Source organism: Natrononativus amylolyticus (genome assembly GCF_024362525.1).
Lineage (GTDB): Archaea > Halobacteriota > Halobacteria > Halobacteriales > Natrialbaceae > Natrononativus > Natrononativus amylolyticus.
The window spans coordinates 2,448,454-2,468,320 of the sequence record NZ_CP101458.1 but is presented as its reverse complement, the minus strand read 5'-3'; the positions used below and the strand labels follow the sequence as shown (position 1 = coordinate 2,468,320).

Genomic DNA, 19,867 nt, shown 5'->3' with positions numbered 1-19,867 from the left:
CCTTCGTGACTGACCGATTACTGCGGGATAGGAACGCAATAGTTGGAAAGTAATACTTTCACCATGATCTATACTATTAATACACAATTCATTGTATTCATAATTAGATCATGGTAGATGACGCGTTAGATGCTTTCGAGGGGATACGGACGATACGGTATTTCACGTACCTACTCGTATTCGTAGTCTGTGCGTATGTTATCGGCGTTCTGCTCTCTGCCACGTATGAGATTACGGCCTTAGAGTGGTTCTTCGGATATTTCGTACAAAACCCGATGGTTCTATTCCCGATAGCAGGGATTCTCGCGTTTGCTATGCTGGCTTATCTACTGATCGCGTCTCAGTAGCGTGCTTGGGTCCGGAAGGCGCTTCGTCGGCTGTCTTCGGCCCACATAGCAAGTCCACCGCCAACGACAATGAGAACAAGGCCGATCACTCCGGCAACCGCTCCACCGCCCCACATGGCGACGAAGACCGACATTACGCCGACCATGATGAACACGAGCGCGATCCCCATGCCGATGAAGAATTTTCCCGAACTGACGATGTAGTTGAATATCCCCATAGTGAGATGTTATTCTACAACAGTATAAATTTGCGTGCATATGGGAATTGCTTCGTCGCCTTCCGGAACCTTGGCTCACTGCGGAGGTGGATTCTCGAGGTGTTGACCTGGGGATTGCGTCACGAAGATACCACTCTCTTTGAGCGGTTACGCGAGAAGGCGGGGCGCATGTCTCACCGATCACCGAAACGGCTCACGCTCCAAACTGACGCGCTCAACGGAACTCTGCGGGACATGGGCGCTTCCCCTTCCCGAAGAGCAACTCTCGCGGTCGGTTAAATTCCCTCGAGATATTGCTTTCGCGTTTCCATTTGTTCGTCTTTGGTCTGCTTGTTGTAATGTTTATCCAGAATCTCTTTGCTTACGTCCATGCGGTCGCTGATCACGTCTTTCGGAGTGTCCTGGTTGAGCGTGTGAGTGATTGACCCTTTCCGGAGCGGATGCGGTGAGAGTGATGACGGACATTTGGAAGCTCCGTTGTATGAGTTAGCCTCACACGTCTCCGGATTCTCGTCATGCGGACACTCATTACCTATGTGACATGGGCGTGTGGCAGTGTATACCATCCGTTGAACGGTGGTCCGAGATACTCGAGTGTCTGTTGAAGCGAAGAGCGGCTCCCGTCCGTGATCGTCCAACACGGTAGCGCGGTTTTCGTTGACGTAATCGCTGATCACTTCCACGAGTTCGTCTTTGATGAATACGTTCCGCTCTCCGCGTTCCTTGTTCTTGAGCGCGGTTCCCTTCTCAGGGCGGTGACGGATGCAAAGCTTGTTCTCTTCGGGGTGGAAGTCTTTGAGATCAAGTGCAAGGAGCGAACTACTGCGGATGCCAGTGTGCCATAGCGTAAAGAACACCGTATGCCGCAGGGAAGCGTACTCGAATTTTCCGAGAAACTCGAGTATATCCGTCGCCCTTCCGGATTCTATGAACGAGTTGTTGACTTCGTGAGAATCGTCAGTTTTGGGGATCACGACTTTCTCACTCGTTCCCTCAGCTACAGCGTCAATCTTCTCACAGAATCGGATAAACTTCTTAATCGTCCAGAGATTGTGCTTGAGAGTGATCAGTTTCACCTGTTCCGCTCGCCAATTCCGGAAGTCAACGAGCGCCCTTCCGTCAACGTCGTTCATGTTGTCAATTCCGCGCTCGGTTGTCCACTCTTTGAGAACTCTCAGGTCGGATTGGTTATTTTGTAGGGACTTCTTGGTGAGTTCGTCTTCTCTATTCGTCAGGTACATCTCAACTGCCTTCTCCGGTCGGAGTGAGTCAAGGTCTGTCATGGTTGCTGTTTGATAGCTACTCATCGGGAAGGGAGAGAGAGTCCGGGTCAGTGGATCACCGAAACGCTTGATTTGCTGTTGCGCCGGAGCGAAGCGGAGGCGGAAGGCCCCTTTTGCGGTTGCCGAGGTGCGTAGCGCCGAGGCGTTCCAAATCCCAGCGAGTCCACTTCTTCACATCGCTTCGCTCGTTCAGTCGTGGACTCGCTGTACATCGCAATCCCAGAGGGATTGCTCAGTCCCAGCGAGTCCATAATTCTGCGTCGTGAACAACTCGTGAGCGACGCAAATTATCGTCAATGCTGGATTTGAAGCCCTACCAGTCGCAGCGCCGAGCGAGACGAGGCGATCAATCCGCACTACTTCGTACAGCTCGCTGCGTCCTCGAGCGCGACGACCTCACCGAACGGCAGCGCCGGGAGATCGCCGAGACGGTGAGCACTCGAGCCGTGACCTTCGACGTCGAAACTCACTCACGAGAAAGGGGGACGACTACCAAAAGCGACCGAAAGGGGGGGAGTGAGGTGTGGGGTGCCGAAGTAGGTGTGGTGGGGGAACACACGCGCAACGGCACCAGAATACTCAGCGTGATTTGTATTAAACCTGAGTGTACCAGTGGATATAACCGCTAGAAAATATCCGTGATCACTATCTTTGCCTGTTGAGTCTCCCGGTGATCGCCACCACCATGCCAGCGAAGTAACGGGAGTCTCGAGGCTTTGCACATCCGGTCTTTCAGAACCGTACAGCCGGAACGACCGTGTGGGCGATAGACGACGAAGCAGTACCAGCCGTCCGCTCGCCGGAGTCGGTCGTGATACGCCCTGTACACCTTAAAATTCCCCGGCTGGCCGTCCGAGTGCTCGAGCATCGTACTCTTGATTTCGACCGGCGTTCCGCTCCCAAAGCGGGCATCGTGCCAGCTCGCCCGCTCGAGAGTCCGATTCGTGGCGGACGTGGCGTCCCTCGACCACCGAATCTGTAGAAAGAGTGATTAGAAAACAGTAAGAAAACAGAGGTAGCGATGGTATCCCGAAACCGGATACTCGAGTCCTCCGATCCTACCGTCTCTCGGCGGCACCTGTTAGCGGTTACGGGGAGTGGCTGCACGGCAGCGCTTGCGGGGTGTGCCGACCTTCGCAGTCGGACGCTTCGCGATCCGGCCGTCGACGACGAAGCGCACGCGACCTCCCACACCTACTACGACGGGGACGACCGCGTGATCTCCGTATCCCTCTCCGACTTCTCGAGACACGCCGCCGACGAGTACCGGTATCCGATCCGGACCAATATCTGGCACGGCGAGGGGCTCGTACTCGAGAGTCTCGAGTACACGTTTCGCCCCGACGCCGTCCGTACCGCACCCGAGTTCTACCTCGAGCGACCCGGCGGCTACCCCTGGGAGCCGATTCAGTTCTCTCGAGGGGAGGACCACGAAACGACGGTGTTAGCGGTCCCTGACGTGGGCTTTCAGGGCCAGGGTTCGGTCGGGTTCGAACTGCTGCTCGCCGTTTACGACGACGAGTCGTTCGACCTCCACGTCGATCTCGAGGCGACGTTCGTATCGGAGGGGTTCGTCGGTCGAGAGTACGAAATCGAGGATTCGATGGTCCGGACGCTGCCCGGCCAGCGGGCGCTCGCTCGAGAGGAGTGAACGCAGACGAAACACACCACGACATACCATGTCACGTATACGACGACGCGCTCTCCTCGCCGCCGCCGGAGCGATGGCCGTCTCGGGGTGTGCCGGACTGCCGACGCTCTGTTCCCGACCGTCGTTTCGCGCCGATCGGCTCGATTTCGACACGCTCGAGTTTTCGTCGGTGAAACGCTGGTACAGTTACCGGGGAACGGTGCTGGCGACGGAGGCGGCTCACGTCGAGCGGCTCGAACCGCCGACCCCCGACGACGTCGAAACGCACCGGGATGAAGAACTCTCCTCGGACGGCCGCCGGTTTTACGAGGACATCGAACTCACCTCCGCCGAGCGTGCGTTCATCGAGACGACCGATTTCGACGACTCGATCCTCGTCGGCGTTCTCGTCGGCTCGGCCAGCCAGTCTTCGGACCCCCGAGTCACACACGTCGTTCGAGAAGGCCGATCGGTTCACTGTTACGTCTGTATTCGCCGGGTCGGGTTCGACAACGTGTGGGCTCCACAGGCGCGATTGATTCGAGTTCGCGACTCGTGGTCCCCCGAGACGGTGCGTGTAACGTTCACCAACGGGAACAGGTCCACCGAAACGTTCGATTCGGACGGGACGGGGGCCGACCTGCTCGGCGGGTAGCCTCGGAGACGCAGTCGCACGCCACGCGCGGTTCTCGTCGTACCACGGTTCGAGGGTAGTGGTCGTCCGACGGCGCTGGCGTAAGCCCGCTGGACGCCCGCGGTGCTGTAGCCGCCGCCCTCAGCAGTCGGAGGCTTCGACTTCCGTCGTGACAGCGCGGACAGACGTGGCGGAGTCAGTATCCCGCTTCCCGTTCTGGCCCAGTTGATCCGTAGCCATCGCTTTGTAGGCCCGCCGGAGTCGCTCGGAGACCGCCTGGTGTGAAATATCGAGTCGCGCCGCTAGCTCTTCCATCGTGATTCCCCGCGGAATTTCGAAGAAGCCGTGTTCGATAGCGGTCTGGAGCGTTTTTTGCTGCTCCTCCGTCAGCGTGTGTCCATCGTTCGAGTGTTCGATCCCTCGTAATTTGGCGACGTCGACCGCAGTACCGTATTCGACGAGCCGATCGTACGTTCGACTCGCGCTCTCGTGGGACGGGTATCGACCGTGGAACGACCACGTTCCCCGTACCGCTGAGAGGTCGAGCACGACGCCATCCTCGAGGACGATGGACACCAGCTCGCACACGTCGTCGGTGAACTCCAGGTCGTACAACGATCTGTGCTCGTCGGAGACGACCCGCGAATAGGCTTCGACGGTTGGATCGCTATCGAACGTTGCCTCGAGTGCGGTCCGTGTCGGCCCCTGAAACCAGAACCCGGGAATCGGATCCGTGATGGCCTGTTCCATCTCACATCTCAGTTCCGGAATCCGCTCAAACGTCGCTCCGAGGGCGGTTTCGTGCGCCGGAACACGAAACTCTACTACGAGTGTCATGGTGACGCCTGTTCGGTACTACACCCGCACGAATACCCGTGAGGGTTGTATTCACTACCCCCTTTGACGATTCCGGGTGCCCTGCAGAACCGCTACGTGTCTTCGGGGTGACTGATCGTCAGCGTACTCGTGATGAGGTTCCTGTGGCCGGCGTGAAACCGTTTGGAAAGCGCCTGTTGTGAAACCCCCAGCTCGTCGGCTAACTCGCTCATCGTCACCTTCTGTGGAACCTCGTAGTATCCCGCCTCGAGTGCCGTGACCAGCGTTTCGCGCTGCTTCGGCGTGAGATCGTACTGGGCGCTCGCCATCGGCTGTTCCTGTTCTTTGAGGCTCTTGAGTTCGAACGAAATCTCCCGTTCTTCGCAGTACCCCTGGAAATCGCCGAGCGATTCGTGATCGTCGAACCGCATTCGCAGTTCCCAGCTTTCGTCTCGGCCGATCGCTCGAAGGATCGTTGCACCGATCTCGGTGTACGCGTAGACGATCGACTCGACGTTTTCGGTCCACTCGGCACGGTACAGTCTGGCCCCCTCGACCTCGTCGATATCGGAGATGTTGTGGACGGACGAATCCTCGTGAAACGCGTCTTCGAACCCCGCCTGATCGCCGCCGCTAACCCAGAAATACGGCATCACTCGGTCCTCGAGTGTGGCGACGACGCGTTCGATCTCGACGATCATATCCGGCGCCGCCGTCAGGGAGTGATACAGCGCGAAATCGTCCGCTGCAACGGAAAACTCGGCGACGACACTCATACCTTATGGGTTCGGCCTGAACGGGTTAAGTACCGGGGTGAGCTGACGTGTAACTGGACTCTTCAGCCCCGGATAGCGATAGTAGCCACTGAAACTCAGTACACACCTGCTCGCGCAGGCTCGCCCGAAGCCGGCCCCACCGCGCCCGATTTCGGGCGTCGCGTGCGAGCAGAGTGTAACCCGTTTCAGTTGTTCCGATACCCGTCTCGCCGAGACGCCGGTCGCTCAGCTGGTTCCGTCGGTGGTCTCGAGTACGTGCAGCACCTGACGGACGTGGTAGTCCTTTTCGCCGTCTTCCACCGTCCTTCCACTCTCTCTCTCTCGGGTCCCCACAACTGCACTGATGGCGGCGAACGCCCGCGGTCGACCCCACCTCGTTCCGTCCACACCTTTAAATACGAGACAGTCACTACTCCGTGACAGATGACCGAACCGCCGCCGCTCGAGGGCACGCTCAAGCTCTGTCCGGTGCCACACCCGGAACTGCTCTCGCTCGTCTCGGCGGAGTACGCGACGCTCGCCGAGGCGTACGGCGCGCGCAACGTGCTCGTGGTGAAACGCCACCCGGCCGGACTCGAGCGCGTGCAGGCCGCGCTTGCGTCCGCGGCCGGTCCGACCGGCGCGCCCCGCCTCGAGTCGCTGCCAGAACACGCCTCGAAGGTGCTCGAGGAGTACGATCCGACCCTCGAACGGCTCGAGTACGAAGAACGGATCGAACTCATCTCGCTGGTGATCGACGGGGCGAAACGCGACCGGCCGCGGTATCTCGAGCGAGCCAGACGCCAGGAGTCGTTCGCCCGCGACGTGGGACAGCTGTTACTCGAGGTGACCCGTCAGCGGCTTCGGCGGGACGACCTCGAGGAGCCACACCCGTGTCTCGACTACCTGTACGCGATCAACGAGCGGTTTCACGCCGAGATCGCCGACCGCGGGTTCGTCGAACGAGCCGACGTCGTTCCGCGCGCGGTCGACCTGCTCGAGGCCGACACCGACGGGGTCCGGAGCCGGGTGTGCTCGTCGTTCGACGCCGTCCTCGCCCTCGAGTTCGAGGAGTTTCGCGAACTCGACCGGCGGTACCTCGCGGCGCTCGCCGGCGGGGCGGAACTCGTCTGTCTCGGCGAACGCCACGCGAGCGTCGAGCGCACGCGCGTCGAGCCCGGCCGCCTCGACGACCTCGCGGACGGGCTGACGGTCGAGGTCCTCGACCGGGCCGACGCGGCGTCTCGACAGCCGCTCACCCGATTTCTCGCGACCGGCGAGTCCTCCGGGCTCGAAACCCGCGCCGAACCGGCTCGCGCCATCCGCCGGATCCGGGCTCGAACGGCCCGCGAGCAGAGCCGACGGGTGGTGACCGAGATCCAGTCGCTGCGGGACGAGCACGACTGGCGCTACGACGACGTCGCGGTGGCGGTGGCGCGTATCGAACGCGTTCCCGAGGTTCGCAAGCGGCTTCGCGAGGCCGGGCTCCCGACGGCAGCGGTCGGCACCACCTCCCTCGCGGAGGACCCGGCGGTAAACGAGCTCTACGCGTTCGTCGTTCTCAACTGCGAGCGCCGCGCGGACGACCCCGAGATCGAAATCGCTCGTCGCCGCCTCGAGGCGCGCGTCCCGGGGTTCTCGCCGGCGCTGCTGGAGGAGTGTGCCGACGCGAGCGTCTCGCGGTCGCTCCAGCGCTGGATCGTTCGCACCGACCTGAAGGGACGGATCGCCGCCGACGCCGACTGGGTCGACGCCCGGGAACAGTTCGAGAGCGTCCGTCGAATCCTCGAGATCGCCCGGTTCGTCGAGCGGACGGACCTCGTCGCCCCCGACTGGCAGGGGCTGGCGCGGATGCTCCGGAACACTATCGAGTACGACGCGCCGTACGTCCACGCCGTCGAGACCGACGCTCCGGCCGGCGGCGTCGCGGTCTGTCCGATCGACGACCTGAAGTACGACTCCAGGGAGGCGGTGTTCCTGCTCGACCTGACCGACGACAACTACCCGGGCGAGCAGTTTCTCACTCAGCTGTTTCCCACGGCGTGGCTGAAGGCGATGCCGGCGTACCCCGCCGTCACGAACCCCTCGGCGGCCGACGTCGTCGACACGTTCGCCCCGGTCGCCGATCTCGAGGACGTCGGCGACCCGTTCGAACACTACCACGCCCAGCGGTCTCGTCGCCGGCTCGCGATCGGCTCGCGGGCGGCGCGGACGGCTCTCTACTGCTGTTCGTACGAGCGCGACGACGGCGGCCTGCGGCGCACCCACGAGGAGTCGCGCTACCTCCGGGCGCTCGAGGCGGCGCCGGGGCTCTCCCTCGAGGACGTCGAGACCCACGCTCGGGCCGCCATCTACGGCGAGGCGAACGCCCTCGTGGCGGTGCTCGAGGAGCCGCGGGGCGAACTCGAGCGGGTGCTTCGGGAGGCGAGCACCGGCGGGGAGGCCGATCTCGCCGAGACGGAGGCGCTGTTCGAGGAGATCGCCGTCCTGCTCGCCGAGGGTGACGTCGACGACGACCTCGTCGAGGCGGTCCGGTCCCAGTTCGAGTTCGCCGCCGGCGAGGTGATTCGCCGTGAGTGACCGAACGCTGGCGCTCTCCGTCGACGGCATACGGAGCTACCTCCGCTGTCCGCGCCGGTACGAGTTCGCCCACGTCGACGGCCTCGAGGGCGAGGCGGACGACCCGACGACCGAGGGCCGACTCGAGGTGCTCCGGCGGGCGATCTGCGACGGACTCCGGGCCGACTCCGACGCTGACGCACTCGAGACGGCGATACTCGAGCGCCTCGGCGAACTCTGGGCCGACCACGACGAGCGGCTCCACTCCCGGACCCAGCGCCGACACGAGCGCCGGGTGCTCGAGGCGACGGCCCGGGCGTACGTCGAGGCCGTCGGCGCAACGCACGCCGCGGGGATCGACGCGCTCGGATCGGACGCACCGGCGGCCGAGTTCGTGGGGCCACACCTGCCGCTCACCGGCTCGGTCGCGCTGCCGGAGCGGGAGGCGCGGGCGTCGATCGAGGCGCCGGTCGACTACGTCTCCGCCGACGGCTCGTCGCTCGTCGGGGTGCGGTTCGTGCCGACGCTCCGCCCGCTCGGGCTGCTCCGGTATCGCGACCGCTGGGAGGGCGACGTCGCCGACCTGTTCGCGGCGCACTTCGATCCGGAGCGCGACGAGTTCGCGCCGGGACTCGTCGGGGGGCTGTTCGAGACGTCCGTCGCCCTCGAGGGGCTGCGAGCGCTTCGAGACGAGCTGGACCTGACGGGCTACCGGACGTGTCGTTACGTCCAGATACCGCTCGCCGACCGCTCCCGGGTCACCGTCAACTGGATGCGAGACGCCGTCGAGGCGAGCCTCGAGCCCTGCGACCTCACCGACGTCTTCCTCGACCACCAGACGTTCGGCATGACCCACCAGCACCGAAACGGCGCCGTCGAGTCCCGACTCGCGGACACCGTCTCGGCGATCGCACGCGGGGCGTTCGACCCGGCGAGCCGGTGGGAGACCATCGCCGAGCACGCCTGTCCGGACTGCGCCTACGCGGTCTGCTGTGGCCCCCGCGTCGCGGCGGAGGTGCGATTCGATGGCTGAGCCCGACCCGCCGGCGGTCGAGCCCGCCGCGACGGACGACACCGGCGGCTCGCTCGAGCCGAAGGGAAACCAGCGGGCGGTCATCGACAGCCGGGCGGCGTGTACGTCGGTCGACGCGGGTGCGGGAACGGGGAAGACGACGACGATGTTGCTGCGGATCGAAGACGCGATCGAGCGCGGGGTCGACCCCGCCGACGTGCTGGTGCTGACGTTCGCCAACGAGGCCGCCGCCAGCATCAGGGCGGCGGTCTCCGAGCGCCTCGAGCCGGCGACGGCCGCCGAGATCGACGTCTACACCTACCACTCGTTTTGCTACGGGCTCGTCCGGGAGTACGCCTACTACCTCGGGCTCTCCCCGGACGTCGACGTCGTCACCGAGTCGGGTCGACGCCGGCTCGTCGAACGGCTGCTCGCAGACCGCGAGTACGAGTTCGCCGACGAGGCCGCAGGCGGCGCGGAGCCGACGGCGCTCGCCGCCGACGTCGACCGGTTCGTCGCCGCGATGAGCCGTGAGGACGTCGAACCCGCGGAACTCGCGGCCGGACTCCCCGACGTCCGCACGCTCGAGTTCCTCGGCGAGTTCGTCCTCTGGCTCGAGCGCGAGGCCGACCGCGAACTCTCCTTCGACAACGAGGCGCTGCGGTACTTCAACCGGCCGGAGCATCTCGAGGCGGCCCGCGAGTCGCTGATCGGCTACGGGAAGCTGCTCACCTACTGTCGCGAGAAGATCGCCGAAGCCCCCGCCGCCGTCCGGGAGGAGCCGGTCGTCCGCGACGTCGAGGCGTACCTCCGCGTGCTCCAGGAGTGTGTCACCCACACCGTCGAGGCGCTCTCGCTCGAGGAGCCGACGACGAAACAGCTCCCGCGGGCGCTGTTCGGCAACGAGATCGGCCGTAACGCCACGAGCCGGATCGAACAGACGCCGGTCGGCCGGCTGCGCCACTACGTCTCGTTCCTGCGACAGGCCCGCCACTACACCGACGTCTACGCCGACTACCGGGCCCACCTCGAGCGGGAGGGGCAGCTAGATTTCGACGAACTCGTGCGGACGGCGACGCGGCTGCTCGCTGACGACTCGCGTGACGGCGTCGCCGAGGAGATCACGAACCGGTGGACGCAGGTGTACTGCGACGAGTTTCAGGACACCGACGAGACGCAGTTCGCGCTGATCACCGAACTCACCGCGGGCGAGGATCGCCCGGACCTGCTCGCGATCGGCGACAAAGACCAGGCCATCTACGGCTGGCGCGGCACGGACCGCGAGGGGCTCGATCGGCTCGCCCGCGTCTACGACGACCACGCGGCCGTCGAACTCGAACTCAACTTCCGGTCGCGCCAGGAGATCCTCGACGTGACGAACCACTGCGAGTACGGCCGACAGACGTCGAAGACGCTCAGAGAACACGGTCGGGCGCCCGGCGAGTACGACGAGCGGGCGCCGCCGACTCGCGTCGCGACCGTCGAGAGCGACGAACTCGAGTGGTCGACGCCCGAACAGGTCGCGACGACCGTCTCGCGGCTGCTCAACGGCGAGATCGCGAACGTTCCCCGCCGGACGCTGGGCGATATCGCCGTCATCGTCCGCACGAACCGCCACGCGCAGGCGGTCGCCGACGAACTGCGGGCGCTGCAGATCCCCCACGAGATCTCGGGCTCGCCACGGGGGGAGATCTCGCCGGGGATGCAGACGCTGGTGTCGTACCTCCGCGTGCTGGTCGAGCCGTCGGCCGACGCCCACCTCCGGCGGATGCTGCTGTACCGGTACCGCCTCCCCGAGGCGGACCTCGAGCGCCTGCAGGCCCACGACGGGAGTCTCGGGGACGCGCTGCAGGTGATCGACCTCGAGACGGCCGCCGCTCACGACCGGCTCGAACAGGCCCGAGAGCACCTGCGGACGCTCGAGCGACTGCGGGACGTGCTCCCGCGCGGCGAATTCCTCCGCCGGTTCCGTGAGCTGACGCGCCTCGAGTGGTTCCTCACGAGCGAGGAGCGAACCGAACTCGACCGGGTCGACCGGTTCGTCGACGCCTACGACGACGGCACCGTCCTCGGCGCGCTCACCGAGCGGTTCGTCGACGCGCTCGAGCGAACCCTGCGGGGCAATGAAACGGGACTCGGCCGCGGGTCGAACTCCGCGGACCGGGTGGACGTGATGACGGTCCACCAGGCGAAGGGGCTCCAGTTCGACACGGTGCTCGTCCCCTTCCTCTCGGACGAGGAGTGGTGCGTCGAGCGCGATTACGCGGCGCGAGCCCGTTACCGGCTGCTCTCGGCGGCGCTCGACGACGGGATCGACTCGCCGCTGTGTGCCGACCTCGCCGCCGAGACGGTCGGCGAGGAGTGGCGCGTCCTTCACGTCGCGCTCACGCGGGCGGAGAACCACCTGTTTCTGTTCGGCTCGCGCTACGACTACGACGGCGGCGAGGGCGAACTCGCGGCTTCGACCGCCCAGTCCTGTCTCGCCGAGGCGATCGAGTGGTCGGTCACCGGCGAGCGGATGGACCTCTGGGACGCCGTCACCGACAGCGTCGATCGGGTTCGAGAGACGTACCCGGAGACGGTCGCCGATCTCACCGACGAGCTCGCGGTGTCGGCCGGAGGAGCACCGGGTACGATCACCTACTACGCCGGCTACGGCGACCGCCCGGTCGAGCCGCTCGAGACCCGCGAGGCGATCGCGACCGTCCACCGACTCGGCCGGCTGCTCCGCCGTGACATTCTGCTTCCGGCCGCCGACGCGGCCGACGCGCTGGCGACGAGCGAGGGTATCGACCTGCCGGCCACCCGCCACGCCGGCGCGCTCACGCCGGAGACGACCCGCTTTCCCGTCACGACGCTCGCGCGGGCGACGGAGCTCCCGGTCGCGCTTCGACACAGCTACACCGCGGTACGGACCCACGAAACGTGCGCCCGCAAGCACTATCTCGATCACGTCGTGCGCGCGATCGACGACCCGTCTCCGGGCGGGGACGGGAGCGCGCGCCTCGTCGGCACCGTCTTCCACGACATCGCCGAGGAGGCGTTCTACCGGGGCTACGAGACCGCGGCGGCGTGGCACGAGGCCGCCCGCAGGCAGCTCACCGCGCGCGGCCTGCTCGAGCACCGCGAGCCCGTCGCCGCCTGCATCGACCGGTACTTCGAGGCGCGTGCCGCGAGCATCGACGAGCCGGTCGCCGAGTGGGAGGCCCTCGCCGCCGAACTCCCGTTCTCGCTCGCGGACGTCCCCGGCGTCGACGGCACCGTGGTCGGCTCGGTCGACTCGGTCCGCCGGACGCCCGCCGGCGACCTCGTCGTGCTCGACTACAAGGCGACGGCGGAGCGGATCGAACCGGCGGCGGCGACGCAGTTGCGGCTGTACGCCCGCGCCTGCGACCGACGGTTCGACGACCCCGTCGAGGCGGTAGGGTACGTCTACGTCGGCGAGGGCGCCGGACCGCACGCCGACCTCTACGACCCGGCCGCCCTCCCGTCGTGGGAGTCGGTCCGGACGACCCTCGAGGCGGTCGACGACCCCTCGTTCGCGGAGACGACGCCCGGCGCGCACTGCCGGTTCTGCCCCCATCGATCGCTCGGGTGCGGACCGGAGGAGTTCGTGCTCGAGGACGTGATCGACACGGAGTGACGGGGCGCGGTGTGATCGGCCACCGGTCATCGGGTTTTATTCGACGGCGTCCGAATCTTCGAGTATGCAGGAGGCGACGCTGTGTTTCGCCGTTCGCGACGGCGAGGTGCTGTTGATCGAAAAGCGACGCGGGCTCGGCGAGGGGTGGTACAACGGTCCCGGCGGGAAGCTCGAGGCGGACGAAACGCCCCGGGAGTGTGCGATCCGGGAAGTGCGCGAGGAGGTCGGAATCGACGTGTTCGACCTCGAGAAGGCGGGCGAGTTGACGTTCACGCTCGACGGCGAGACGCACACGTTCTGTCACGTCTACCGGACCGGGTCGTTCGCGGGCGAGCCGACTCCGTCGCCGGAGGCCAGACCGGAGTGGGTCGCGTTCGAGGACGTCCCCTACGACCGAATGTGGGACGACGACTCGCTGTGGCTGCCGGGCGTCCTCGAGGGCCGGACGGTCCGCGGCGAGTTTCGGTTCGCGGGTGGTCCGCCGCTCGACGAGGCGACGTTCGTCGACCACGACCTCGAGTGGGACGTCTCGTTTACTCCTCAGTAGCGGGGTCTCTCGAGCGGTGACACCCGATCCGGGGTCGCTTTCACCGTTTCGGTCGTGTGAGATGCGTCGTCGCACCTTCGCATCGTTTAAGACCGCGCTGGCTGCATGTCGAAGTATGAGCGAGGAGAGTCAGGAACTCGGCATCACCGAGTCCAAATCGCACAAGCCCGGCGAGTGGTACGCCGAGGTCGTACAGAAGGCGGGACTGGCCGACTACGCCCCCATGGGTGGGTTCATCGTCACGAAACCCCGTGGCTACGCCCTGTGGGAGCGCATCCAGGACGCCCTCGACGGTTGGTTCAAGGAGACCGGCGTCGACAACGTCTACTTCCCGCTGTTCATCCCCGAGAGCTACTTAGAGCGCGAGAAGGACATCGTCGAGGGGTTCGACCCCGAGGTCGCCTGGGTCACCCAGGGCGGCCACGAGGAACTCGAGGAGCGCCTCGCCGTGCGACCCACGAGCGAGTCCATCATCGCGCCGTTCATGGCCGAGTGGACGCGCAGCCACCGCGACCTGCCGCTGCGGACCAACCAGTGGTGTTCGGTCGTTCGGTGGGAGGCCACCGAGACGAAGCCGTTCTTCCGCACCAAGGAGTTCCTCTGGCAGGAGGGCCACACCGCCCACGCGACCGACGAGGGCGCCTGGGAGGAGGTCTGGACGCGGCTCTCCCAGTACGAGCGCGTCTACGAGGAGGTGCTCGCGATCCCGGTGCTACGCGGGAAGAAACCCGACCACGACAAGTTCCCCGGCGCGGACACGACGACCACCGTGGAGGCGCTGATGCCCGACGGAAAATCGGTACAGGGGGGTACCAGCCACCACCTCGGCCAGTCATTCGCGGAGGCGTTCGACATCACGTTCGCCGACGAGAACGAGGACGAGCAGACGGCCTACACCACGTCGTGGGGGCTCTCCTGGCGCGCACTCGGCGCGCTCATCATGACCCACTCCGACGACCAGGGGCTCGTCTTACCCCCGACCGTGGCACCCACCCAGGTCGTCATCGTCCCCATCTGGCAGGCCGAGACGAGAGAGAAGGTGCTCCAGTACTCGAGCGAGATCGCCGCGGAACTCGAGGACGCCGGTATCCGCGTCGAACTCGACGACCGCGACGAGCGCAACCCCGGCTTCAAGTTCAACGAACACGAGCTCAACGGCGTCCCCCTCCGATTGGAGATCGGCCCCAACGAGGTCGACGACGAGGAGGTCACGCTGGTCCACCGTCCCGACAGCGAGAAGTCGTTCGAGGATCGTTCGGGCATCGTCGACACCGTCGACGACCACCTCGAGGCGATCTTCGACAAGCTGTACGACGCGGCCGCGGAGCGCCTCGAGGAGAACGTTCGGACCGCCGATAGCCCCGAAGAGATCATGGGCACCATCGGCAAACACGGCGGCTACGTGCGGGTGCCGTGGTGTGGCGACCAGGCCTGCGAGGAGGCGATCAAGGAGAAAGTCGCCGCCGAGATCGTCATGCAACCCCTCGAGGAACAGGGCGGGCGAACTGCCGGAACGCCCGAGCGACCCGACGAGGGCGCCGAGTGTACGGTCTGTGGCGAGTCGGCCGACCAGCTCGCCTACTTCGCGAAGTCGTACTGACGGCGACCGCGACCGGCGGGCCGCCCCGTGTTCCTGTGTGACTCACCTAATTGTTTAGCCCGTGAGTGCTTACCGCTCGTACCCCACGTAGTATACGTGGTGTTCGTCTCGCCGGCGAGCACTACGTGCCTCTGACACTTTCTGACCGACGCTTCGGGCGCCGAGCCCCGTCTCCGCGCACCTTAAATCCGTATATATGGGATTATAATACACATAGTCATTATGGGGTATCCTCTTATGCCAGATGGCCCCACGAGTGAGTATGTCACAGCCACACGAGGAGGCTGCGCTCGAGCGCAAGCGTGGACTCGCGGACCCCACGGACGCGCGATCGAACTGCGGCGTCGGGGTCGTCATGGACCTCGGCGGCGACGGCGGCCACGACGTGGTCGCCGACGGCCTCGTACTGCTCGAAAACCTCGAACACCGCGGCACTACCGGCGCCGAACCGAACACCGGCGACGGCGCGGGAATCATGCTGCAGACGCCGGACGCTTTCTTCCGCGCCGTTCTCGACGTCTCGCTTCCCGACCGCTACGCGGTCGGCTCGCTGTTCTTCCCGCGTGACGACGACGTCCGCGCTCGGCTCGTCGCGCTCGTCGAGGAGACGCTCGCCGACTACGACCTCGAGGTGTACGCCTGGCGCCCGGTGCCGACGAACGACGCGGGACTCGGCGAGACGGCGCTCGCGTCCGAACCCGCCGTCCGCCAGTGTTTCGTAACCGCCGCGGACGACCCCTCGCGCGAGACGTTCGACCGGCGGCTCTACGTCGCCCGCCGGGCGCTCGAGACCGCAGTCGAGACACGGGAGGTCGACGCCGAGCGGTTCTACGTCTGCTCGCTCGACTCGCGGACGGTCGTCTACAAGGGGCTGCTCACGGGCGAGCAGCTCTCGTCGTACTACCCCGACCTGACCGACGACCGGGTCGAGTCGACGTTCGTCATGGTCCACGAGCGGTTCTCGACGAACACCCTCGGCGCGTGGCACCTCGCACACCCCCACCGGACGGTCATCCACAACGGCGAGTTCAACACCGTCCGCGGGAACGTCAACTGGATGCGCGCCCGGGAGACGGACCTCGAGAGCGACGTCCTCCCGGATCTCGAGGCGATCAAGCCCGTGATCGACGACCCCGACCAGTCCGACACCGCCAGCGTCGACAACGCCCTCGAGTTACTGTTACGGGACGGCCGCGACCTGGCGCACGCGCTGCGGATGCTCGTTCCCGAGGCCTGGCGAGAGGACGAGTCGATGCCGCCCGAGCGGCGGGCGTTTTACGACTTTCACGCCTCGCTGCTCGAGCCCTGGGACGGCCCCGCACTCGTCGCCGCCACCGACGGCGAGCGCGTCGGCGCGGTGTTGGACCGCAACGGCCTGCGCCCCTGCCGGTACGACGTGACGACCGACGACCGCCTCGTGCTCGCGAGCGAGGCCGGCGCACTCGAGATTCCGCCCGAGCGGATCGCCGAGCGCGGCCGACTCGAGCCGGGACAGCTGTTCCTGGCCGACCCGACCGAGGGACGAGTGATCCCCGACGACGAGGTGTTCGAGGGCCTCGCCGACGACCGCTACGAGGCGTGGGTCGCCCGCGAGCAGGTCCGCCTCGAGGACGTCACGCCCGCGGCTCCGCCGCGCCACGAGACGGGCGACCTCCGCAGCCGGCAGGCCGCCTTCGGCTACACCCACGACGAACTCGACAACGTACTCGAGCCGATGGCCCGGAAGGGGAAAGACCCCGTCGGCTCGATGGGCGACGACACGCCGCTATCCGTCCTGACGGCGTTCAACCGACCGCTGTTCTCGTACTTCAAACAGCTGTTCGCCCAGGTCACCAACCCGCCGATCGACTACATCCGCGAGGAGCTCGTGACGAGCCTCGAGTCCCGCCTGGGCTATCAGCGAAACCTCCTCGGGGAGTCGCCGGCGCACGCCCGCCAGCTCGTCTGTGAATCGCCGATCCTGACCGACGCCGAACTCGCCGGGATCCGCGACTGTACGGCGAACGGGATCACCGCGGCCACGGTCGACATCACCTACGAAACCGGCAGCGAGGGCGGCGTCGCTGCCTCGGGCGCGGCCCTCGAGGCAGCGATCGAACGCGTCCGCGAGGACGTCGTCGCCGCCATCGAGGCCGGCCACGACGTCGTGATCCTCTCGGACCGCGCCGTCGACGCGGATCGGCTGGCGGTTCCCAGCCTGCTCGCGACGGGTGCGGTCCACCACCACCTCGTCCGAAACGGCCTGCGAAACCACGCGGGACTCGTCCTCGAGTCGGGCGATCCGCGAACGGTCCACCACGTGGCCACGCTGATCGGCTACGGCGCCGACGCGGTCGACCCGTACCTCGCCTACGAGACGATCGCGGACCTCGTCGCGGGTCCCGACGGCGCCGACACCGACGAGGCGATCGACGCCTACGTCGGCGCCCTCGAGGACGGCCTGCTGAAGGTCATGGCGAAGATGGGGATCTCGACGGTCGAGAGCTACCGGGGCGCCCAGATCTTCGAGGCGGTCGGGCTCGATAGCGACCTGGTCGAGGAGTACTTCGAGGGGACCGAGAACCGCACGGAGGGGATCGGCCTCCTCGAGATCGAGGCAGACATGCGCGAGCGCCACGACACCGCGTTCGGCGACGAGGAGGCGGGCCTCGAGCGCCAGGGCGAGTTCGAACACCGCTCGGGAGGGCTCTCCCACCAGTGGAACCCCCAGACCGTCGGCACCCTCCAGCAGGCGGTTCGGTCGGGCGAGTACGATCGCTACCTCGAGTTCGCCGGGCTGATCAACGACCAGAGTCAGGAGCTGCAGACGCTACGGGGGCTCCTCGAGTTCGACTCCGATCGGGAGCCGGTTCCGCTCGAGGACGTCGAACCGGTCGCCGACATCGTCGAGCGGTTCTCGACGGCCGCGATGAGCCTCGGCTCGCTGTCGCCGGAGGCCCACGAGAACAACTCGATCGCGATGAACCGCCTGGGCGGAAAGTCGAACTCCGGCGAGGGCGGCGAGCCGCCCGAGCGGTTCGGCACCGAGCGCGAGTGCACCGTCAAACAGGTCGCGAGCGGCCGGTTCGGCGTCACCTCGACGTACCTCGCGAGCGCCGACGAGCTCCAGATCAAGATGGCCCAGGGCTCGAAACCCGGCGAGGGCGGCCACCTCCCCGGCGAGAAGGTCAACGAGATGATCGCCCACGTCCGCAAGTCGACTCCCGGCGTCGGCCTCATCTCCCCGCCCCCGCAGCACGACATCTACTCGATCGAGGACCTCAAGCAGCTAATCTTCGACCTGAAGGCGGCCAACGAGGAGGCCGACGTCAACGTCAAGCTGGTCAGCGAGGCCGGGATCGGCACCATCGCCGCCGGCGTCGCGAAGGCGAACGCCGACGTGGTTCACGTCTCGGGACACTCCGGGGGCACCGGCGCCTCGCCGAGAACCTCGATCAAGAACGCGGGTCTCCCGTGGGAACTCGGCCTGGCAGAGACGAACCAGATGCTCTGTGCGACCGGGCTCCGGGATCGCATCCGCGTCTCCGCCGACGGCGGGATGAAGACCGGCCGCGACGTCGCCGTCGCCGCCCTCCTCGGTGCGGAAGAGTACGTCTTCGGCACCGCGTCGCTCGTGACCTCGGGCTGTGTCATGGCTCGCCAGTGTCACAAGAACACCTGCCCGGTCGGCGTTGCCACCCAGCGCGAGGACCTCCGCAAGCGGTTCCCCGGCGAACCCGAGCACGTCATCAACTACATGACGTTCATCGCCCGGGAGCTGCGCGAGATCATGGCCGAGTTAGGGTTCGAGACGGTCGACGAGATGATCGGTCGCGTCGAGGTCCTCGCCCAGCGCGAGGACGTCGACCACCCGAAGGCCCGCCGCGTCGACCTCTCGGCTGTGCTCGTCGAGCCCGCGGGCGACGTCCGAACGAAGGTCTGCGAGCAGGATCACGGGCTCGAGGATCACCTCGACCGGAAACTGCTCCGGGCGGGGGCAGACGCGATCGAAAACCGGTGCCCGAAGACGCTCTCGACGACCGTCTCGAACGTCGACCGCGCGGTCGGGACGATGCTCTCGAACCGGGTCACCAGCCGATACGGCGAAGCCGGTCTCCCCGACGACACGCTCGCGGTCGACCTCGAGGGAACCGCCGGGCAGAGCTTCGGCGCGTTCCTCGCGAGCGGCCTCTCGCTGCACCTCGAGGGGGGCGCGAACGACCACGTCGGCAAGGGGCTCTCGGGCGGGAAGATCACCGTCCGAACCCCGGAGGCGGCCGGCTACGAGCCGACCCAGAACGTCGCCATCGGCAACGTCGCCCTCTACGGGGCGACCGGCGGGGAGTGCTACGTCAACGGCGTCGCCGGCGAACGGTTCGCGGTCCGCAACTCGGGTGCCGCGGCCGTCGTCGAGGGCGTCGGCGACCACGGCTGCGAGTACATGACCGGCGGCGTCGTCGCCGTTCTCGGCGAGACGGGGACGAACTTCGCCGCGGGGATGTCCGGCGGCGTCGCCTACGTGTTCGATCCCGAGGACGCCCTCGAGCGTCGGGCGAACACCGGACTCGTCTCGCTTCACGAGGACCTGGACGAGGCCGACGAGGCGCTGCTCCGCCGACTCGTCGAGAACCACGTCGCGTACACGGGTTCCGCGCGCGGCGAGGAACTGCTCGAGCGCTGGGAGCGGAGCCTCGAGTCGTTCGTGAAGGTGATGCCCGAGGCGTACCACCGCGCGATCACCGAGGACGGGCAGAACGACGTCCGCCAGCGGCTGCCGGAGAGCGCCGAGGCCGCGGCCGGGGCGAGCGCGGCGGAGTACGCCGTGGGCGACGACTGAGTGGGGC

At 66.2% G+C, this 19,867-nt stretch carries 12 protein-coding genes and 2 pseudogenes; 9 read left to right on the top strand and 5 right to left on the bottom strand.

Going from position 1 to position 19,867, the window contains the following annotated elements; genetic code table 11:
• Positions 1–340: 340 nt before the first annotated feature.
• Entirely contained in the window at positions 341–565 is a 225-nt protein-coding gene (locus tag NMQ11_RS12905; RefSeq protein ID WP_255168787.1) for a hypothetical protein, read from the bottom strand.
• Between the two features lie 275 nt (positions 566–840).
• Positions 841–1,848, bottom strand: coding sequence for a tyrosine-type recombinase/integrase (locus tag NMQ11_RS12900; RefSeq protein ID WP_255168786.1), 1,008 nt, complete (start codon positions 1,846–1,848; stop codon positions 841–843).
• A gap of 368 nt (positions 1,849–2,216) precedes the next feature.
• Between NMQ11_RS12900 and NMQ11_RS20185 the strand changes: the two are divergent.
• Positions 2,217–2,315, top strand: a pseudogene (locus NMQ11_RS20185) (DUF7692 domain-containing protein); the annotation flags it as partial.
• Positions 2,316–2,473: 158 nt separating this feature from the next.
• Here the strand turns inward: NMQ11_RS20185 and NMQ11_RS12895 are convergent.
• A pseudogene (locus NMQ11_RS12895) lies at positions 2,474–2,782 on the bottom strand (PD-(D/E)XK family putative nuclease); the annotation flags it as partial.
• 87 nt (positions 2,783–2,869) lie between these two features.
• Here NMQ11_RS12895 and NMQ11_RS12890 point away from each other — a divergent pair.
• Complete coding sequence (locus NMQ11_RS12890; RefSeq protein WP_255168785.1) at positions 2,870–3,499, top strand: DUF8121 family protein; 630 nt, start codon at positions 2,870–2,872, stop codon at positions 3,497–3,499.
• A 28-nt stretch (positions 3,500–3,527) separates the two neighbouring features.
• Positions 3,528–4,133, top strand: coding sequence for a hypothetical protein (locus tag NMQ11_RS12885; RefSeq protein ID WP_255168783.1), 606 nt, complete (start codon positions 3,528–3,530; stop codon positions 4,131–4,133).
• 120 nt (positions 4,134–4,253) lie between these two features.
• Here the strand turns inward: NMQ11_RS12885 and NMQ11_RS12880 are convergent, their stop codons facing one another.
• Positions 4,254–4,949: a helix-turn-helix domain-containing protein gene (locus NMQ11_RS12880; protein WP_255168782.1), complete on the bottom strand. Its 696-nt coding sequence runs from the start codon at positions 4,947–4,949 to the stop codon at positions 4,254–4,256.
• 92 nt (positions 4,950–5,041) lie between these two features.
• Positions 5,042–5,704, bottom strand: coding sequence for a helix-turn-helix domain-containing protein (locus NMQ11_RS12875; protein ID WP_255168781.1), 663 nt, complete (start codon positions 5,702–5,704; stop codon positions 5,042–5,044).
• A gap of 423 nt (positions 5,705–6,127) precedes the next feature.
• Here NMQ11_RS12875 and NMQ11_RS12870 point away from each other — a divergent pair, with 423 nt between their 5' ends.
• From NMQ11_RS12870 to gltB, 6 genes are all read left to right on the top strand, one after another.
• Positions 6,128–8,263 (top strand): hypothetical protein, encoded by a 2,136-nt coding sequence (locus NMQ11_RS12870; RefSeq protein ID WP_255168780.1) that lies wholly within the window; start codon positions 6,128–6,130, stop codon positions 8,261–8,263.
• Entirely contained in the window at positions 8,256–9,275 is a 1,020-nt protein-coding gene (locus NMQ11_RS12865; protein WP_255168777.1) for a PD-(D/E)XK nuclease family protein, read from the top strand. Before NMQ11_RS12870 ends, NMQ11_RS12865 begins: the two co-directional genes overlap by 8 nt.
• The gene (locus tag NMQ11_RS12860) at positions 9,268–12,897 is read left to right on the top strand and encodes a UvrD-helicase domain-containing protein (RefSeq protein ID WP_255168771.1); all 3,630 of its coding nucleotides are present in this window, start codon (positions 9,268–9,270) and stop codon (positions 12,895–12,897) included. The genes NMQ11_RS12865 and NMQ11_RS12860 overlap by 8 nt, the downstream gene beginning before the upstream one ends.
• A gap of 64 nt (positions 12,898–12,961) precedes the next feature.
• A complete protein-coding gene (locus tag NMQ11_RS12855) occupies positions 12,962–13,444 on the top strand; it encodes an 8-oxo-dGTP diphosphatase (protein ID WP_255168770.1) in 483 nt (160 codons plus the stop codon).
• Between the two features lie 115 nt (positions 13,445–13,559).
• Positions 13,560–15,044, top strand: coding sequence for a proline--tRNA ligase (gene proS, locus NMQ11_RS12850; RefSeq protein ID WP_255168769.1), 1,485 nt, complete (start codon positions 13,560–13,562; stop codon positions 15,042–15,044).
• Between the two features lie 262 nt (positions 15,045–15,306).
• Positions 15,307–19,860, top strand: a complete 4,554-nt coding sequence (gene gltB, locus NMQ11_RS12845) for a glutamate synthase large subunit (protein WP_255168768.1) — start codon at positions 15,307–15,309, stop codon at positions 19,858–19,860.
• Positions 19,861–19,867: the final 7 nt, after the last annotated feature.